This is a genomic window from Sphingopyxis chilensis (assembly GCF_035930445.1).
GTDB classification, from domain to species: Bacteria; Pseudomonadota; Alphaproteobacteria; order Sphingomonadales; family Sphingomonadaceae; genus Sphingopyxis; species Sphingopyxis chilensis.
Window position 1 is genome coordinate 1,080,960 of the sequence record NZ_CP142394.1, and the last position, 13,336, is coordinate 1,094,295.

Below are 13,336 nucleotides of genomic sequence, written 5' to 3' on the forward strand. Positions count from 1 at the left end.
GGGTTGTGGGGCGTTTGACTTCTAGGGCGACGGTGAAGGTGGCGCGGGGGCTCAGGCGGCAGATGTCGCCTCCCGAGGTTCTGTTGTGGCAGCGGCTGCGGGGGCGGCCGGGTGGGGTGAAGTTTCGGCGGCAGCATCCGGTGGGGCGGTTTGTGGCGGATTTTTATGCGCCTGAGGCGAAGATGATCGTTGAGGTTGATGGGTTGGCGCATGATTTTCGGGTGGAGCAGGATGATGCTCGCGATGCGTGGCTCAGGGGGCAGGGTTTTGTTGTGGTTCGGGTGGGGGCTTCGGATGTTTTGAAGGATGTTGATGCTGTGGTTGAGGGGTTGGTTCGGTTGATTTTGGCGTCGCGCTAGGGGCCCTCCGCCACCGCTTCGCGGCGGTCCCCCTCCCCATCGCTACGCGACAGGGAGGATTGGCGTGCTCAATCCTCCCTGTGCCGAAGGCATGGGGAGGGGGACCGCCCGTAGGGTGGTGGAGGGGCAGCGACGGTCGCGCCATTGGCCCCTCCGTCAGTCCTGCGGACTGCCACCTCCCCATGGCTGCGCCACAGGGAGGATTGTTCAGGCCCCATTAGCCGCCGACAAAATCGCCCGCACGCTCGCCGTCGCGACGTCGGTGTCCAGCCCGCAGCCAAACAGGCTCTTCCCGTCCGCGGTGCGGCATTCGACATAGGCCGCGGCCTGCACATTGCTGCCCTGGCCGATCGCGTGCTCGCTATAGTCGACGATGTCCATGATCGGGCCGCCGCTCTCGGCCAGCGCGGCGATGACGCTGCTCATCAGGCCGTTGCCGCGGCCGCTGACGCTGCGCGTCGCGCCGTCGATGGTGAGTTTGCCGGCGAAGATGCGGTCGGTGCCCGCATGACTCTCCGACCAGTCGACGAGCTGGAAGCGCTTGGCTTCGGTCGCCAGATACTGGCGCTCGAACGCTTGCCAGATGTCCTCGGCGCCGAGTTCGCGGCTGGTTTCGTCGGCGAGTGCCTGCACGACATGGCTGAAGCTCGCCTGCATCTTCTTGGGGAGTTTCAGGCCCTTGTCCTGTTCGAGCACCCAGGCGACGCCGCCCTTGCCCGACTGGCTGTTGACGCGGATCACCGCTTCATAGCTGCGGCCGAGGTCGGCGGGGTCGATGGGCAGGTAGGGGACTTCCCAGCGCTCGTCATTCTGGCGTTCGCGCGCGGCGAAGCCCTTTTTGATCGCGTCCTGATGGCTGCCCGAGAAGGCGGTGTAGACGAGTTCGCCGCCATAGGGGTGGCGCGGGTGGACGGGCAGATTGTTGCAATATTCGACCGTCTGGATGACCTCGTCGATGTTCGAGAAGTCGAGTTCGGGATCGACGCCCTGCGTGTACATGTTGAGCGCGATGGTGACGAGGCAGGTGTTGCCGGTGCGCTCGCCATTGCCGAACAGGCAGCCCTCGACGCGGTCGGCGCCCGCGAGCAGGCCGAGCTCGGCCGCCGCGACGCCGGTGCCGCGGTCGTTGTGGGTGTGCAGGCTGAGGATCGCGGCGTCGCGGTTGGGCAGATTCTTGCCGAAATATTCGATCTGGTCGGCGTAGATGTTCGCCGTCGCCGCCTCGACTGTAGCGGGCAGGTTGAGGATGATCGGATTGTCGGTGGTGGGTGCAAGGATCTGCATCACCGCTTCGCAAACCTCGATGCTGAAATCGATCTCGGTCGTCGAGAAGCATTCGGGGCTGTACTGGAAACGCCAGTTGGTATCGGGCAGACGCGCGGCATTGTCGCGCAGCTGCTTGGCGCCGTCGATCGCGATCTGTTTGATGTCGGTCTTGTCCATGCCGAAGACGATCTTGCGCCACGCGGGGGCGACGGCGTTGTAGACGTGGACGATCGCGGTTTTCGCGCCCGCGAGGCTGTCGAAGCTGGTGCGGATGAGGTCGGCGCGGCTTTGCGTCAGCACCTGCGGGGTGACGTCGTCGGGGATGCGGCCGTCGCGGACGAGGCCGGAGATGAAGTCGAATTCGGTCGCGCCGGCGCTGGGGAAGCCGACTTCGATCTCTTTGAGGCCGATGCGGACGAGCAGGTCGAAGAAGCGCGCCTTTTTCTCGGCATCCATCGGGTCGATCAGCGCCTGATTGCCGTCGCGCATGTCGGTGGAGAGCCAGATCGGGGCCTGGGTGATCGTGCGGCCGGGCCATTCGCGGGTTCCCAGGGGAATCTGCGGAAAGGCGCTATATTTGACCGAGGGGTCGCGGAGCATGGTCATGGTGTTGGCTTCTTCTTCGGGTGGTTGCGGTGCTTTGTCGATCGGACCCTTGAGCGGGTGGCCGCGACTAGCGCGCAGCCAGTGTCACGCCCAAGGGCGTGTAAGTCGCAGAAGAAGAAGGGCGTTACCGCGCATGGGCAGGCTATTGGTTCAAAATGTCGCGTTTGGCAAGGGGGGAGTGTGAAAATTGCGCGGGTTGCCTCCGTTCGTCATTGCGAGCGGCGCAGCCGCGCGGCAATCCAGAGCGGTACAAGGCCGCTCCTGGATTGCTTCGCTACGCTCGCAATGACGAAGTGGGTCGAGCGGTTATCCCGTCACCCACTCCACCTGCGGATCGGTGAAATCGACGACGTCGGCGAGTTCGCGGACGTTGGGATAGCCATAGCCGACGAGGTTGATGAAGGTCTGGATATTGAGCGCGAGCGCGGCGCGTTTCAGCGGCACGGGGCTTCGGTGGTTCGAGAAATTATTGTTGCAATAGATGAGGATGGCGCGGTCGGGATTCGCGCCGATCACTGCGGCGAGGCTCTCCGCGGTGAAATCGGTGAGGGGAAGGTTGACCGCGCCCTTGATGTGGCCGCGCGCGAAGGCGTCCTGCGAGCGCGCGTCGAGGAGGAGGGTGCCCGGCTTCGCGGCTTCGGCCTTGAAAGCGTCGAAGGCGATGAGGCGGGCGGCGCGTTCGGCGGCGACGGAGGCGGTGAGCGCCTGGAAGGCGGGATAGTCGATCTGGGGATTGGCCTGCGCCAGCGCGGGGGCGGCGGCGCCGACGAAGATGGGGACGAAGATGGGGGCGAGGGCGAGAAGCAGCGGGCGCATGAGGATCCTCCCTTGATTGGGGGAGGCTAGGCCGGGCTTGCTGGCTGTGTGATGAACCGAAAATGTCGCCGGGCCGCAAGGGGCCTCGCGGCCCGGCGCAGTGCAGGGGCTTGAAATCTCAAACGATGAAGGAAAATCACGAAGGACTTAAGCGGCTTCGCTCTCGTCGTCCTCGTCCCACGGTTCGAAAAGCTCGTCCTCGATCAGATTGTCGACCGCGTGGACGCGCACGCCGATGCACCAGTCCTGCAGCGGGCCTTCCCATCCGGCCTCGACTTCGCTCAGCACTTCGGCGGCCTCTGCCGGGCGGTCGCCGACGAGGTCGAAATCCTGCACGCCGTCGTCGGGCGGAGTGATATAGGCATGCGGGTCGAGCCGGACATTGGTCCAGCCCGCGGTGGGCGCAAGGCCTTCGACCTCGACGACCAGCACCGGATTGTCCTCGTCGCCGTCGATTCCGGCGTTCACTTCGACGATTTCACGTACCAGTTCGCTCATCACACGGCTCCTTGTGCGAAAAGGGGCGGGGCCATCGCCGGTCCCGCCCCCTGATACGCGGCGCGTGTGACAGATTGGGGTGCGCGCGACTTACTGCTTTTCGAAGGCGGCGTGGATTTCGAGCTCGACCTCGTCGCTGACCATCGGAATGCCCATCGAGACGCCGAAATCGCTGCGCTTGATCGTCGTTTCGGCTTCGAAACCCACGGTTTCCTTCTTGTTCATGCCGAGGCCCGCGCCGTGGAAATCGACGTCGAGCGTGACGGGCTTGGTCACGCCGTTGAGGGTCAGGTTGCCCATGACCTTGGCCTCGTCGCCCTCGGCATCGACGACGACGCTGGTCGACACGAATTTGGCGTCGGCGGGATTGGCGCCGAAGAAGTCGGGCTTGCCGCCGTCCTTGCCGGCGCGGAGCAGGTGGCTGGTCAGGCCGGCGCTGGCGGTGGTGACCTTGGCGACGGGGATCGTCACGTCGACCTTGGCGGCGGCGGGGTTGGCGGGATCGATGACGAGCGTGCCGGTCACATCGCCGAAGATGCCGGTATATTTGCTGAAGCCGAGGTGATCGACTTCCCAGACGACCATCGTGTGGCCGGGGTCGGCGGCATAGGTGCCCGCGGTGACGCGCGACTTGTCGGGCGCGCCGGGGGCGGAGCCGCCCTGCGCGACGACGATCGGGGTCGCGACGGCGGCGAGAAGGGCGATAGCGGCAAGGGGGGCAATGCGGCGCATGAACGATCTCCTGTTGGGGAGGCGAAAGCTAGGCGACGGCATGGGTTGGCGTCAACAAGCGGCGGAGAAACGCAGCGTTTCGGTTCGGCGTCAGCGCGCGCGACGGGCCTCGAACCAGTTGCGCAGCGCCGCGGCGGCGCAGCCGGTGAAGCCGTAGCTGCCGACCGGCGAGCAGCTGTTCGGGCGGCTGGCGCGCGCGACATTTTCATAGCCTTCGACCGCCGAGGTCCAGCTGCCGCCCCCGACGACATCTTCCTCCTTCAATTCCTCGCGCAATTCCTTGGGCACGCGGTAGCGTTCGGTTTCAGGCTCCTGCGCGCAGACGACGATCTCGCCCTCCTGCGGTTCGGGGCAAGGTTCGTCGCCATAGGTGTAGAGCACCGAGGTCCGCTCGGGCGGCGAGCCCGACTGCGCGAGGCTGTCGTCGTCCTGCGCGAACGCGGGCGCGGCGAGGGTGAGCGCCGCGAGGAGGGAAAGGAGGCCGGTCTTTTTCTTCGTCACAAATCGCGTTCCCAGACCCCGTATCCCCGCGATCCCGGATGGAAGGGCGCAGATGAACCTAAGCCGAACTGCCCGCCCGTAACGCTTTACGCTTTTGGCGCGAACTGGGTGACGACGAAGGCCGGCGCGGGGCCGATGCCTTCCAGATGGAGATACATCATGAAAAACCAAGCCCTTTTCGCGCTGCTCGCCGCGGTGCTCGCGCCGCTGTCGGTCGCCGCCTTTACGCCGCAGGCCTATGCCAAGCCGGTCTACGTCGGTGTTGACGGTGGCAACATCGCGGTGAGCGGCTATGATGCGGTGAGCTATTTCGAGGGCGACGGCGTGCCGGTGAAGGGCGACGCCGCCTTTGCCGTCGAGCATGACGGCGCGGTCTATCATTTCGCGAGCGCCGGCCATGCGGCGAAATTCCAGGCCGATCCGGCGGCGTTCATGCCGCAATATGGCGGGCATTGCGCGTGGGCGATGTCGCGCGGTTATCTCGCGCCCGGCGATCCGCTCGCCTATGCGATCGTCGACGGCAAGCTTTACCTGAATTTCAACCAGGAGGTGAAGGCTAAGTGGGACAAGGACCGCGCGGGCTATATCGCGTCGGCGGAGAAAAATTGGGTGGCGATGCCCGACGACGCCAAATTCGGCGGATGAGATGGCGGGGCCGGGGAGCCGGCCCCCCTGCCCGAGCCAATCCGCTTTGGTTCCATAAAAACCGGGTTTGCGCATAAAAAATTCCGATTGCGCCACACGGGCTTATCGGTTTGCCGTGCAAAACGGCCGATGACCTGCGCAACTTTCCCCATTTCCGCGAGTATTCATGTGCCAGAAAGGGTCACGTCAACGGGCGGGCTCATGCTGCGGGGGCAGCAGGTTCAATTGAAGGAGTAGGGTATGGGTGCCGTTTCGAAAAGTTCAGGCGCAATGCTGATGCTGGCGATGCTCGCCGCACCGGCCATGGGCGGCCTGACAGCGCAGGCGCAGGAGCAGGCGCAAGAGGCGTCCGACAGTGAAGTCATGACGACCGTTTACGGGCAGCTGCCGTCGCCCGAAGAGATGACCAAGGGGCCGAAGGTCGAAGGCATCATCTCCGCGCGTAGCGACGGCCGGATGCAGGTCACGACCGCCGACGGCAACAACACGGCGATCGCGATCGCCGAATACACCAAGATCAAGAGCAGCGGCGGCTTCCTGGGCCTCGACCGCGACAAGCTCCCGGCGAATTCGCTGCTCAACGGCCTTCCGGTCGAGGTCGACACCCTGCAATGGGACGGCGGCTTGGTGGCGAACGAGGTCAACCTCAAGAGCAAGGACCTGCGCACCGCGTCGATGATCCACACCGGCACCGACCAGCGCTTTGCCGAGCAGACAGCGGCGACCGAAGCGCTGCGCGGCCGCGTCGGCGACATCGACCAGTATAACGTCAAGGGCACGACGAACGTGAACTTCGACACCGGCAAGGCGGTGCTGACCGAACAGGCGAAGGCCGACCTTTGCGCTGCCGCGACGCAGGCCGAAAGCATGGACAACGCATTGTTGCTCGTCGTCGGCTACACCGATTCGACGGGCAGCCAGGAACTCAACCAGGTGCTCAGCGAAAAGCGCGCCGGCCGCGTGGTCAATCACCTGCAGCAGGCATGCGGCTGGAAGCCCTATCGCATGCTGACCCCGACGGGCATGGCCGAAGCCGACCCGGCGGCGGACAACACCACCCCCGAAGGCAAGGCGCAGAACCGCCGTGTCGCGGTGAATATCATGGTCAGCAAGGGCCTCGACGGCATGTAGGATGTGCGGGGTGGGCTTTGCCCACCCCTTATTACATGGGCTTCAGTCCCCGAGAAGCTCGAGCGACGCCGCGATTGCATCCCACACCTGCGCCAGCTCGTCCGGCGTGATGCAATAGGGCGGCATCACATAGAGCGTGTTGCCGAGCGGGCGGAGCAGGACGCCGCGGTCGCGATAATAAGCGATGAGGCGCGGCGCGAGGTTCGACAGATAGCCGCCATCGGCCACCACCATGTCGAGCGCGGCGATCGTGCCGAGGCGGCGGGGTTTCTCCAGCCGGGGATCGTGCGACAGCAGTGAAAGATGCGCGGCCTGTGCCTCGGCGTGCGCGTCGATGCGCGCCTGGACGGGCTCCTCGCGCCAGATAGCGAGGTTCGCGTTCGCGGCGGCGCAGGCGATCGGGTTCGCGGTGTAGCTCGACGAATGGTAGAAGGCCCTGCCGCGGTCTTCCGAATAATGCGCCTGAAAGATCGGCTCGATGCAGAGCGTGACCGCGAGCGGCAGCGCGCCGCCGGTGAGCCCTTTCGACAGGCAGACGATGTCGGGGATGACTCCCGCTTGATCGCAGGCGAAGCGCGTGCCGGTGCGCCCCCAGCCGGTCATCACCTCGTCGGCGATGAACAGGACGCCGTGGCGCGCGCAGATGCTACGCATTTCGGTAAGCACCCACGCGGGATAGACGAGCATACCGCCGGCGCCGAGGATCAAGGGTTCGACGATGAAAGCGGCGGGCTTTTGCACGCACGCGGCTTCGAGCGCGTCGAGCGTGGCTTGTTCCAGCCCTTCGTGCGGAAAGGGGATGGTATCGACGTCGAAGAGCAGGGGCTGCCACGCGCGGTTGTAGACCCCGCGCTCGCCGACCGACATCGTGCCGATCGTGTCACCATGATAGCTGTGTTCGAGGACGAGGATCCGGCTGCGCGCCTCGCCGATGTTGAACCAGTATCCGAGCGCCATCTTCAAGGCGACCTCGACGCTGGTCGAACCCGAGTCCGAGAAGAAGACGCGCGTGAGCGGATCGGGCGTGATGCGGATCAGTTCGGCGGCGAGCGTTTCGGCGGGCTCGTGCGTCCAGCCGGCGAAGATGAGCTGGTCGAGCTTTTCGGATTGGTCGCGGATCGCGGCCATGATGCGCGGGTGTGCATGGCCATGGGTGGTGACCCACCAGCTCGAGATGGCGTCGATCCAGCTTTGGCCGTCGGCGGCGTGGAGTTTGGCGTCTTTGGCGTGCGAAATCAGCGGGATGGGGTCGCCGAGGCCGTGCTGGGTGAAGGGGTGCCAGATGGGGGAGGGGGGCGTTGTCATCGCGCGTTCCTATACTCCTTCGTCATCCCCGCGAAAGACGAAACCCCGTGCTCCCCGGCGAAAGCCGGGGGCCAGCGAGACGTTTCCGTGGGCCCCGGCTTTCGCCGGGGAACATGAATGAGCTAGCGGAAATCGGCGAGGTCGAAGTTCGCGTCTAATGCTTTCGTCAAGGCTTCGCTCGTCAGCGAATCGATGATCGGTAACCGGCCCAGCCGGCGCACACCGCTGATTTCCGCGATGATCGCCTCGCTGTCCTCCACCGCGTGGCCAAGGAAGGCGAGGCCGTGGATCGGCACGCCGCGCGCTCGCAAAGCTTCGATCGTCAGCAGGCTGTGGTTGATCGTGCCGAGCGCGGTGCGCGCGCAGACGATGACGGGGATCTGCCATGCCGCAAAGAGGTCGGCGTAGAGGGTCGTGCGCGTGACCGGGACGAGCGCGCCGCCGGCGCCCTCGACGATAAGGTCGCCGGGCGGCGGCGTGACGCTTTCGACGTTAATGTTAACGCCGTCAATTTCGGCGGCGATATGCGGCGAGGCGGGGGTGACGAGGCGGTGGGCCTCGGGGATGATCGGCACCCCGGCGAGGCGCGCGACGACCTCGCTGTCGGTCTCGTCTTCGAGACCCGACTGGATCGGTTTCCAGTAGGAAGCGCCGGTGGCCTGCGCCAAGCCTGCGGAAAATATGGTTTTTCCGATACCCGTGTCGGTGCCCGTGACGACGAAGCGCGTCATGCGGCCGCCATTGCATCGGCGAGCGCGTCGGCCATCTCGTCGATATTAACCTCGTCAACATTGAGCGTGATCGCGATGCGGAGGCGGGCCGTGCCTTCCGCCACCGTCGGCGGACGGATCCCGCGAATGTCGAAGCCCGCATCGCGCAGGCTTGCCGCGATGCGCATCGTGCGGTCGTTGTCGCCGATGATCACGGGCAGGATCTGCGTTCCGCTGGCGGGAATGCCGAGCGGAACGAGGCGTTCGGCGGCGTAGCGGACGAGCGCGTGGAGGCGCGCCTGGCGTTCGGGCTCGTTGGCGACGATCTCGATCGCCTGGCGGACGAGCCACGCGCTAAGCGGCGAGGGCGCGGTCGAGAAGATGAAGGGGCGGCCGCGGTTGACGAGGAAGTCGCAAGCGACCGCGGGGGCGCACAGCAGCGCGCCTTCGGCGCCGAGCGCCTTTCCGCAGGTGTGAAGCGTGATAAGGTTGTCGCGGCGCGGCAGGCCGTGCGCGAGGCCGGCGCCGCCGGGGCCAAACACCCCTGTTGCGTGCGCTTCGTCGACCACAAATATGGCGTCGTGGCGGTCGGCGACTTCGGCGAGCGCGGTGAGCGGGGCGCGGTCGCCGTCCATCGAGTAGAGGCTTTCGACTGCGATCCACGGCGTTCCGGCGCCGCCACCGGCGCGCCAGCGGGTGATGATGTCGTCGAACGCCTGCGCGTCATTGTGCGCGGCGGCGACGGTTCCCGCGCGGCCGAGCTTCATCCCGTCGTGCGCGCTCGCGTGGATCAGCTCATCGTGGACGACGAGGTCGCCGCGCTGCGGCAGCGTCGCGAACAGCGCGGCGTTGGCGGCGAAGCCGGTCGCGAAAAAGAGCGCGGCCTCGCTGCCATAATGGCGCGCGGCATGCGCTTCCAGCGCCTCATGCTCTGCGTGATTTCCGCGCAGCAGACGCGAGCCGCCCGATCCGGCAGGGAGGCCGCGTTCGATGCCGGCGGCGAGGGCGGTGCGGAGTGCTTCGCTGTCGGCGAGGCCGAGATAGTCGTTCGACGCGAAATCGCGGCCGGCGCGCGGCGCGAGGGCGCGGCGGCGGCTTTGGGCCGCCAGCGCGTCGAGGTCGCGGCGGTGGGTGTCGAAGGGAGAGTTCGGCATCGCTTCCTCAATTCGTCATGGCGAGCGGAGCGAAGCAATCTCCAGCCCGCGAAATTGCACGAGGCCGATGCCTGGAGATTGCTTCGTCGCTACGCTCCTCGCAATGACGAGGTTTGTTGGCGGTTTAGTTTTTCGCCTTGTCGACGAGCTGGTTCTTGGCGATCCACGGCATCATCGCGCGCAGTTCAGCGCCGGTCTTTTCGAGCTGATGCGCGGCGGCGGCTTTGCGGCTCGCCTTCAGTTCGGGCTGGCCGGCCTGGTTGTCGAGCACGAAGTCCTTGACGAAGCGGCCCGACTGGATGTCGGCGAGGACGCGCCTCATTTCGGCCTTGGTTTCGTCGGTGATGATGCGCGGGCCGGTTTTGATGTCGCCATATTCGGCGGTGTTCGAGATCGAATAGCGCATGTTCGCGATGCCGCCTTCATAGAGGAGGTCGACGATCAGCTTGGTTTCGTGGAGGCATTCGAAATAGGCCATTTCGGGGGCATAGCCCGCCTCGACGAGCGTTTCGAACCCGGCCTGGATCAAATGGGTGATGCCGCCGCAGAGCACCGCCTGTTCGCCGAACAGGTCGGTTTCGCACTCTTCCTTGAACGTGGTTTCGATGATGCCGCTGCGGCCGCCGCCGACCGCCGATGCGTAGGAGAGGGCGAGCGCCTTGGCATAGCCGTTGCCCGACGAACCCGCCCCCTGTGCTTCCTGCGCAACCGCGATCAGGCAGGGGACGCCGCCGCCCTTCTGATATTCGCTGCGCACCGTATGGCCGGGGCCCTTCGGCGCGACCATGAAGACATCGATGTCGGGGCGCGCGTCGATCAGGCCGAAGTGGATGTTGAGGCCGTGCGCAAAGGCGAGCGCGGCGCCGGGCTTCATGTTGGGGCCGATGTCGTCGGCATAGATTTTCGCCTGATGCTCGTCGGGGGCGGCGATCATGATCACGTCGGCCCATTCGGCGGCTTCCTTATTCGACAGGACCTTGAAGCCCGCGGCTTCGGCCTTTTTGGCGGTCGCCGAACCGGTGCGGAGCGCGATCGCGACCTCCTTCACGCCGCTGTCGCGCATGTTCTGCGCGTGGGCGTGGCCCTGGCTGCCATAGCCGACGACGGCGACCTTCTTGCCCTTGATCAGATCCTGGTCGGCGTCGCGATCGTAATAAACCTGCATTGGAAAACCCCTTCTAGTCCTGTGGCCCCGCTAGGGGGTGATTTGATGTGGGAGAGCGGGCGCCAACCTGATGCCGGAACCCGATGTTAACGGTGTTTACAGCGCCTCTGACCCGCGGGCGATGGCGACGACGCCGGTGCGGCCGACCTCGACCAGCCCGCATTCGCGCATCAGCGCGATGAAGCGGTCGACCTTGTCGCTGTTCCCGGTGATTTCGAAGATGAAGCTGGTGAGCGTCGTATCGACGACCTTGGCGCGGAAGACGTCGGCCATGCGTAGCGCCTCGATGCGCTTGTCGCCGGTGCCCGCGACCTTCACGAGCGCGATCTCGCGCTCGACATGCGCCTCGCCCGCGTCGTTGAGGTCGATGACCTTGTGCACGGGGACGAGCCGGTCGAGCTGCGCGATGATCTGGTCGATGATCGGCGGCGGGCCGTTGGTGACGATCGTGATGCGCGACAGCGCGTGATCCGAACTGATGTCGGCCACGGTCAGGCTTTCGATATTATAGCCGCGCGCGGTGAACAGCCCGGTGATCTTGGCGAGCACCCCGGCCTCGTTATCGACGGTGATGGCGAGCACATGGCGCTCGCCGGCTTCGGTCTTGATTTTCATATGTTTTACACTAGTGCCTTGGCTTCGTCGTCCATCGTGCCGGTGATGTCATTCGGCTGGAGGATCATGTCGGTGTGCGCCGCTCCGCTCGGGATCATCGGGAAGCAGTTGGCGAGCTGTGCAACGCGGCAGTCGACGATCACCGGGCCGGGCGTGTCGATCATCGTCGCGATGCCGTCCTCGAGCTGACCCAGCGTGTCGATGCGCAGGCCGGTCCAGCCATAGGCATCGGCGAGCTTCACGAAATCGGGCAGGCTGTCCGAATAGCTGTTCGAATAGCGGCTTTCGTAGGTCAGCTCCTGCCACTGGCGGACCATCCCCATCCATTCATTGTTGAGGATGAAGATCTTCACCGGCAGCCGGTATTGCGCGACCGTGCCCATTTCCTGGATGTTCATCTGGAGGCTGGCTTCGCCCGCGATGCAGATGACGAGGCGGTTCGGGTTGGCGATCTGCGCGCCGACCGCGGCGGGGAAGCCATAGCCCATCGTGCCGAGCCCGCCGCTGGTGAGCCAGCGGTTCGGGGCCGAGAAGCCGAAATGCTGCGCCGCCCACATCTGGTGCTGGCCGACCTCGGTCGTGATGATCGGGTCCATGCCGCGCGTTGCGTCGAACAGTGCCTTCACCGCGCGCTGCGGCATGATGTCGGCGCCGGGATCCTGCTTTTCGGGGAAGTCGAGGCAGCGCGTCGCGCGCCAGCCATCGACGCGGCGCCACCATTCGCCAAGGTCGCGCGCCTTGTGCCCCTTGTCGGCCCACGCCGCGATCAGCGCATCGAGCGCGCGGCCCGCGTCACCCACCACCGCCAGGTCGACGGGGACGATCTTGTTGATCGAGCTCCTGTCGATATCGATGTGGATCTTCTTCGAATCGGGCGAGAAGGCGTCGAGGCGGCCGGTGACGCGGTCGTCGAAGCGCGCGCCGACCGCGATGATCAGGTCGGCGCGGTTCATCGCCATATTAGCTTCGTAGGTGCCGTGCATTCCGAGCATGCCGAGCCATTTCGGATCGTCGGCGGGGAAGGCGCCGAGGCCCATCAGCGTCGAGGTGACCGGCGCGCCGGTCAGCGACGCGAGCTGGCGCAAGGCGGCGCTGGCATCGGGGCCGGCGTTGATGACGCCGCCGCCGGTGTAGAAGACCGGGCGTTCGGCCGCGGCGATCATGTCGATCGCTTGCGCAATGGCATCGGCGTCGGGTTCGACCTGCGGGCGATAGCTGTTGTGCTGGATGAATTCGGGCACGCTGTAGGTGCCGGTCGCGACCTGTACATTCTTTGGAATGTCGATCACCACCGGGCCGGGGCGGCCGTGCGTCGCAATATGGAACGCCTCGTGGATCACCGGGCCGAGCCGGTCGGGGTCCATGACGAGATAATTATGCTTGGTGCAGTGGCGCGTGATGCCGACCGTGTCGCATTCCTGGAAGGCATCGGTGCCGATCAACGTCGTCGGGACCTGTCCCGTGAGCACGACCATCGGAATCGAATCGAGCAAAGCGTCGGTGATGCCGGTGACCGCATTGGTCGCGCCGGGGCCCGAGGTGACGAGCACGACGCCGGGCTTGCCGGTCGAACGCGCATAACCCTCGGCCGCGTGCGTCGCCGCCTGTTCGTGGCGGACGAGGATGTGCTGGATCGTCGGGTGCTTGTAGAGCGCGTCATAGATCGGAAGGACCGCGCCGCCCGGATAGCCGAACACCGTATCGACCCCAAGGTCGACCAGCGCCTGAACCACCATGTCGGCACCGCTCATTTCCGTCACGACGAAACTCCTTCCAACCAAAAACGCAGCGCTTGTGCGCTGCGACAGGGTTGCGGGCAATAGGTGTATGATT

At 65.5% G+C, this 13,336-nt stretch carries 14 protein-coding genes; 3 read left to right on the forward strand and 11 right to left on the reverse strand.

Annotation, left to right across the window (positions count from 1 at the left end):
* Positions 1-62: 62 nt before the first annotated feature.
* Entirely contained in the window at positions 63-359 is a 297-nt protein-coding gene (locus VSX79_RS04870) for an endonuclease domain-containing protein (RefSeq protein WP_326914594.1), read from the forward strand.
* A 207-nt stretch (positions 360-566) separates the two neighbouring features.
* On the opposite strand, the gene leuA is transcribed toward VSX79_RS04870, so the two are convergent.
* The 5 genes from leuA to VSX79_RS04895 all read right to left on the reverse strand — a co-directional run bounded on the left by leuA (position 567) and on the right by VSX79_RS04895 (position 4,778).
* Positions 567-2,231: a 2-isopropylmalate synthase gene (leuA, locus tag VSX79_RS04875; RefSeq protein WP_326914595.1), complete on the reverse strand. Its 1,665-nt coding sequence runs from the start codon at positions 2,229-2,231 to the stop codon at positions 567-569.
* A 306-nt stretch (positions 2,232-2,537) separates the two neighbouring features.
* A complete protein-coding gene (locus VSX79_RS04880; RefSeq protein WP_179499236.1) occupies positions 2,538-3,047 on the reverse strand; it encodes a rhodanese-like domain-containing protein in 510 nt (169 codons plus the stop codon).
* Positions 3,048-3,194: 147 nt separating this feature from the next.
* Positions 3,195-3,545 carry a hypothetical protein gene (locus VSX79_RS04885; protein WP_179499237.1) on the reverse strand — a complete coding sequence of 117 codons (351 nt, stop codon included), beginning with the start codon at positions 3,543-3,545 and terminating at the stop codon, positions 3,195-3,197.
* Positions 3,546-3,635: 90 nt separating this feature from the next.
* Positions 3,636-4,277, reverse strand: coding sequence for a YceI family protein (locus tag VSX79_RS04890; RefSeq protein ID WP_326914596.1), 642 nt, complete (start codon positions 4,275-4,277; stop codon positions 3,636-3,638).
* Positions 4,278-4,367: 90 nt separating this feature from the next.
* Positions 4,368-4,778, reverse strand: coding sequence for a hypothetical protein (locus VSX79_RS04895; protein WP_326914597.1), 411 nt, complete (start codon positions 4,776-4,778; stop codon positions 4,368-4,370).
* Between the two features lie 159 nt (positions 4,779-4,937).
* Here VSX79_RS04895 and VSX79_RS04900 point away from each other — a divergent pair, with 159 nt between their 5' ends.
* Together VSX79_RS04900 and VSX79_RS04905 are read left to right on the forward strand one after the other, a co-directional pair.
* Positions 4,938-5,423 carry a YHS domain-containing (seleno)protein gene (locus tag VSX79_RS04900; protein WP_326914598.1) on the forward strand — a complete coding sequence of 162 codons (486 nt, stop codon included), beginning with the start codon at positions 4,938-4,940 and terminating at the stop codon, positions 5,421-5,423.
* A 240-nt stretch (positions 5,424-5,663) separates the two neighbouring features.
* A complete protein-coding gene (locus VSX79_RS04905) occupies positions 5,664-6,554 on the forward strand; it encodes an OmpA family protein (protein ID WP_326914599.1) in 891 nt (296 codons plus the stop codon).
* 42 nt (positions 6,555-6,596) lie between these two features.
* Here VSX79_RS04905 and VSX79_RS04910 read toward each other — a convergent pair whose 3' ends face one another.
* The 6 genes from VSX79_RS04910 to ilvB all read right to left on the reverse strand — a co-directional run bounded on the left by VSX79_RS04910 (position 6,597) and on the right by ilvB (position 13,263).
* Entirely contained in the window at positions 6,597-7,859 is a 1,263-nt protein-coding gene (locus VSX79_RS04910; protein WP_326914600.1) for an adenosylmethionine--8-amino-7-oxononanoate transaminase, read from the reverse strand.
* A 122-nt stretch (positions 7,860-7,981) separates the two neighbouring features.
* Complete coding sequence (bioD, locus tag VSX79_RS04915; RefSeq protein WP_326914601.1) at positions 7,982-8,590, reverse strand: dethiobiotin synthase; 609 nt, start codon at positions 8,588-8,590, stop codon at positions 7,982-7,984.
* The gene (locus VSX79_RS04920) at positions 8,587-9,723 is read right to left on the reverse strand and encodes an 8-amino-7-oxononanoate synthase (protein ID WP_179499245.1); all 1,137 of its coding nucleotides are present in this window, start codon (positions 9,721-9,723) and stop codon (positions 8,587-8,589) included. The genes bioD and VSX79_RS04920 overlap by 4 nt, the downstream gene beginning before the upstream one ends.
* A 124-nt stretch (positions 9,724-9,847) precedes the next feature.
* Positions 9,848-10,888 carry a ketol-acid reductoisomerase gene (ilvC, locus tag VSX79_RS04925; RefSeq protein ID WP_326914602.1) on the reverse strand — a complete coding sequence of 347 codons (1,041 nt, stop codon included), beginning with the start codon at positions 10,886-10,888 and terminating at the stop codon, positions 9,848-9,850.
* Positions 10,889-10,984: 96 nt separating this feature from the next.
* Positions 10,985-11,503 carry an acetolactate synthase small subunit gene (gene ilvN, locus VSX79_RS04930; RefSeq protein WP_179499247.1) on the reverse strand — a complete coding sequence of 173 codons (519 nt, stop codon included), beginning with the start codon at positions 11,501-11,503 and terminating at the stop codon, positions 10,985-10,987.
* Between the two features lie 5 nt (positions 11,504-11,508).
* Positions 11,509-13,263 carry a biosynthetic-type acetolactate synthase large subunit gene (ilvB, locus tag VSX79_RS04935; protein WP_179499248.1) on the reverse strand — a complete coding sequence of 585 codons (1,755 nt, stop codon included), beginning with the start codon at positions 13,261-13,263 and terminating at the stop codon, positions 11,509-11,511.
* Between the last annotated feature and the right edge of the window lie 73 nt (positions 13,264-13,336).

Excerpts from the sequence above, each read along its gene's own strand:
- VSX79_RS04870 (WP_326914594.1), top strand. The coding sequence starts at position 63 with ATGTCGCCTCCCGAGGTTCTGTTGTGGCAGCGGCTGCGGGGGCGGCCG.
- leuA (WP_326914595.1), bottom strand. The coding sequence starts at position 2,231 with ATGACCATGCTCCGCGACCCCTCGGTCAAATATAGCGCCTTTCCGCAG.
- VSX79_RS04880 (WP_179499236.1), bottom strand. The coding sequence starts at position 3,047 with ATGCGCCCGCTGCTTCTCGCCCTCGCCCCCATCTTCGTCCCCATCTTC.
- VSX79_RS04885 (WP_179499237.1), bottom strand. The coding sequence starts at position 3,545 with ATGAGCGAACTGGTACGTGAAATCGTCGAAGTGAACGCCGGAATCGAC.
- VSX79_RS04890 (WP_326914596.1), bottom strand. The coding sequence starts at position 4,277 with ATGCGCCGCATTGCCCCCCTTGCCGCTATCGCCCTTCTCGCCGCCGTC.
- VSX79_RS04900 (WP_326914598.1), top strand. The coding sequence starts at position 4,938 with ATGAAAAACCAAGCCCTTTTCGCGCTGCTCGCCGCGGTGCTCGCGCCG.
- VSX79_RS04905 (WP_326914599.1), top strand. The coding sequence starts at position 5,664 with ATGGGTGCCGTTTCGAAAAGTTCAGGCGCAATGCTGATGCTGGCGATG.
- VSX79_RS04910 (WP_326914600.1), bottom strand. The coding sequence starts at position 7,859 with ATGACAACGCCCCCCTCCCCCATCTGGCACCCCTTCACCCAGCACGGC.
- bioD (WP_326914601.1), bottom strand. The coding sequence starts at position 8,590 with ATGACGCGCTTCGTCGTCACGGGCACCGACACGGGTATCGGAAAAACC.
- VSX79_RS04920 (WP_179499245.1), bottom strand. The coding sequence starts at position 9,723 with ATGCCGAACTCTCCCTTCGACACCCACCGCCGCGACCTCGACGCGCTG.
- ilvC (WP_326914602.1), bottom strand. The coding sequence starts at position 10,888 with ATGCAGGTTTATTACGATCGCGACGCCGACCAGGATCTGATCAAGGGC.
- ilvN (WP_179499247.1), bottom strand. The coding sequence starts at position 11,503 with ATGAAAATCAAGACCGAAGCCGGCGAGCGCCATGTGCTCGCCATCACC.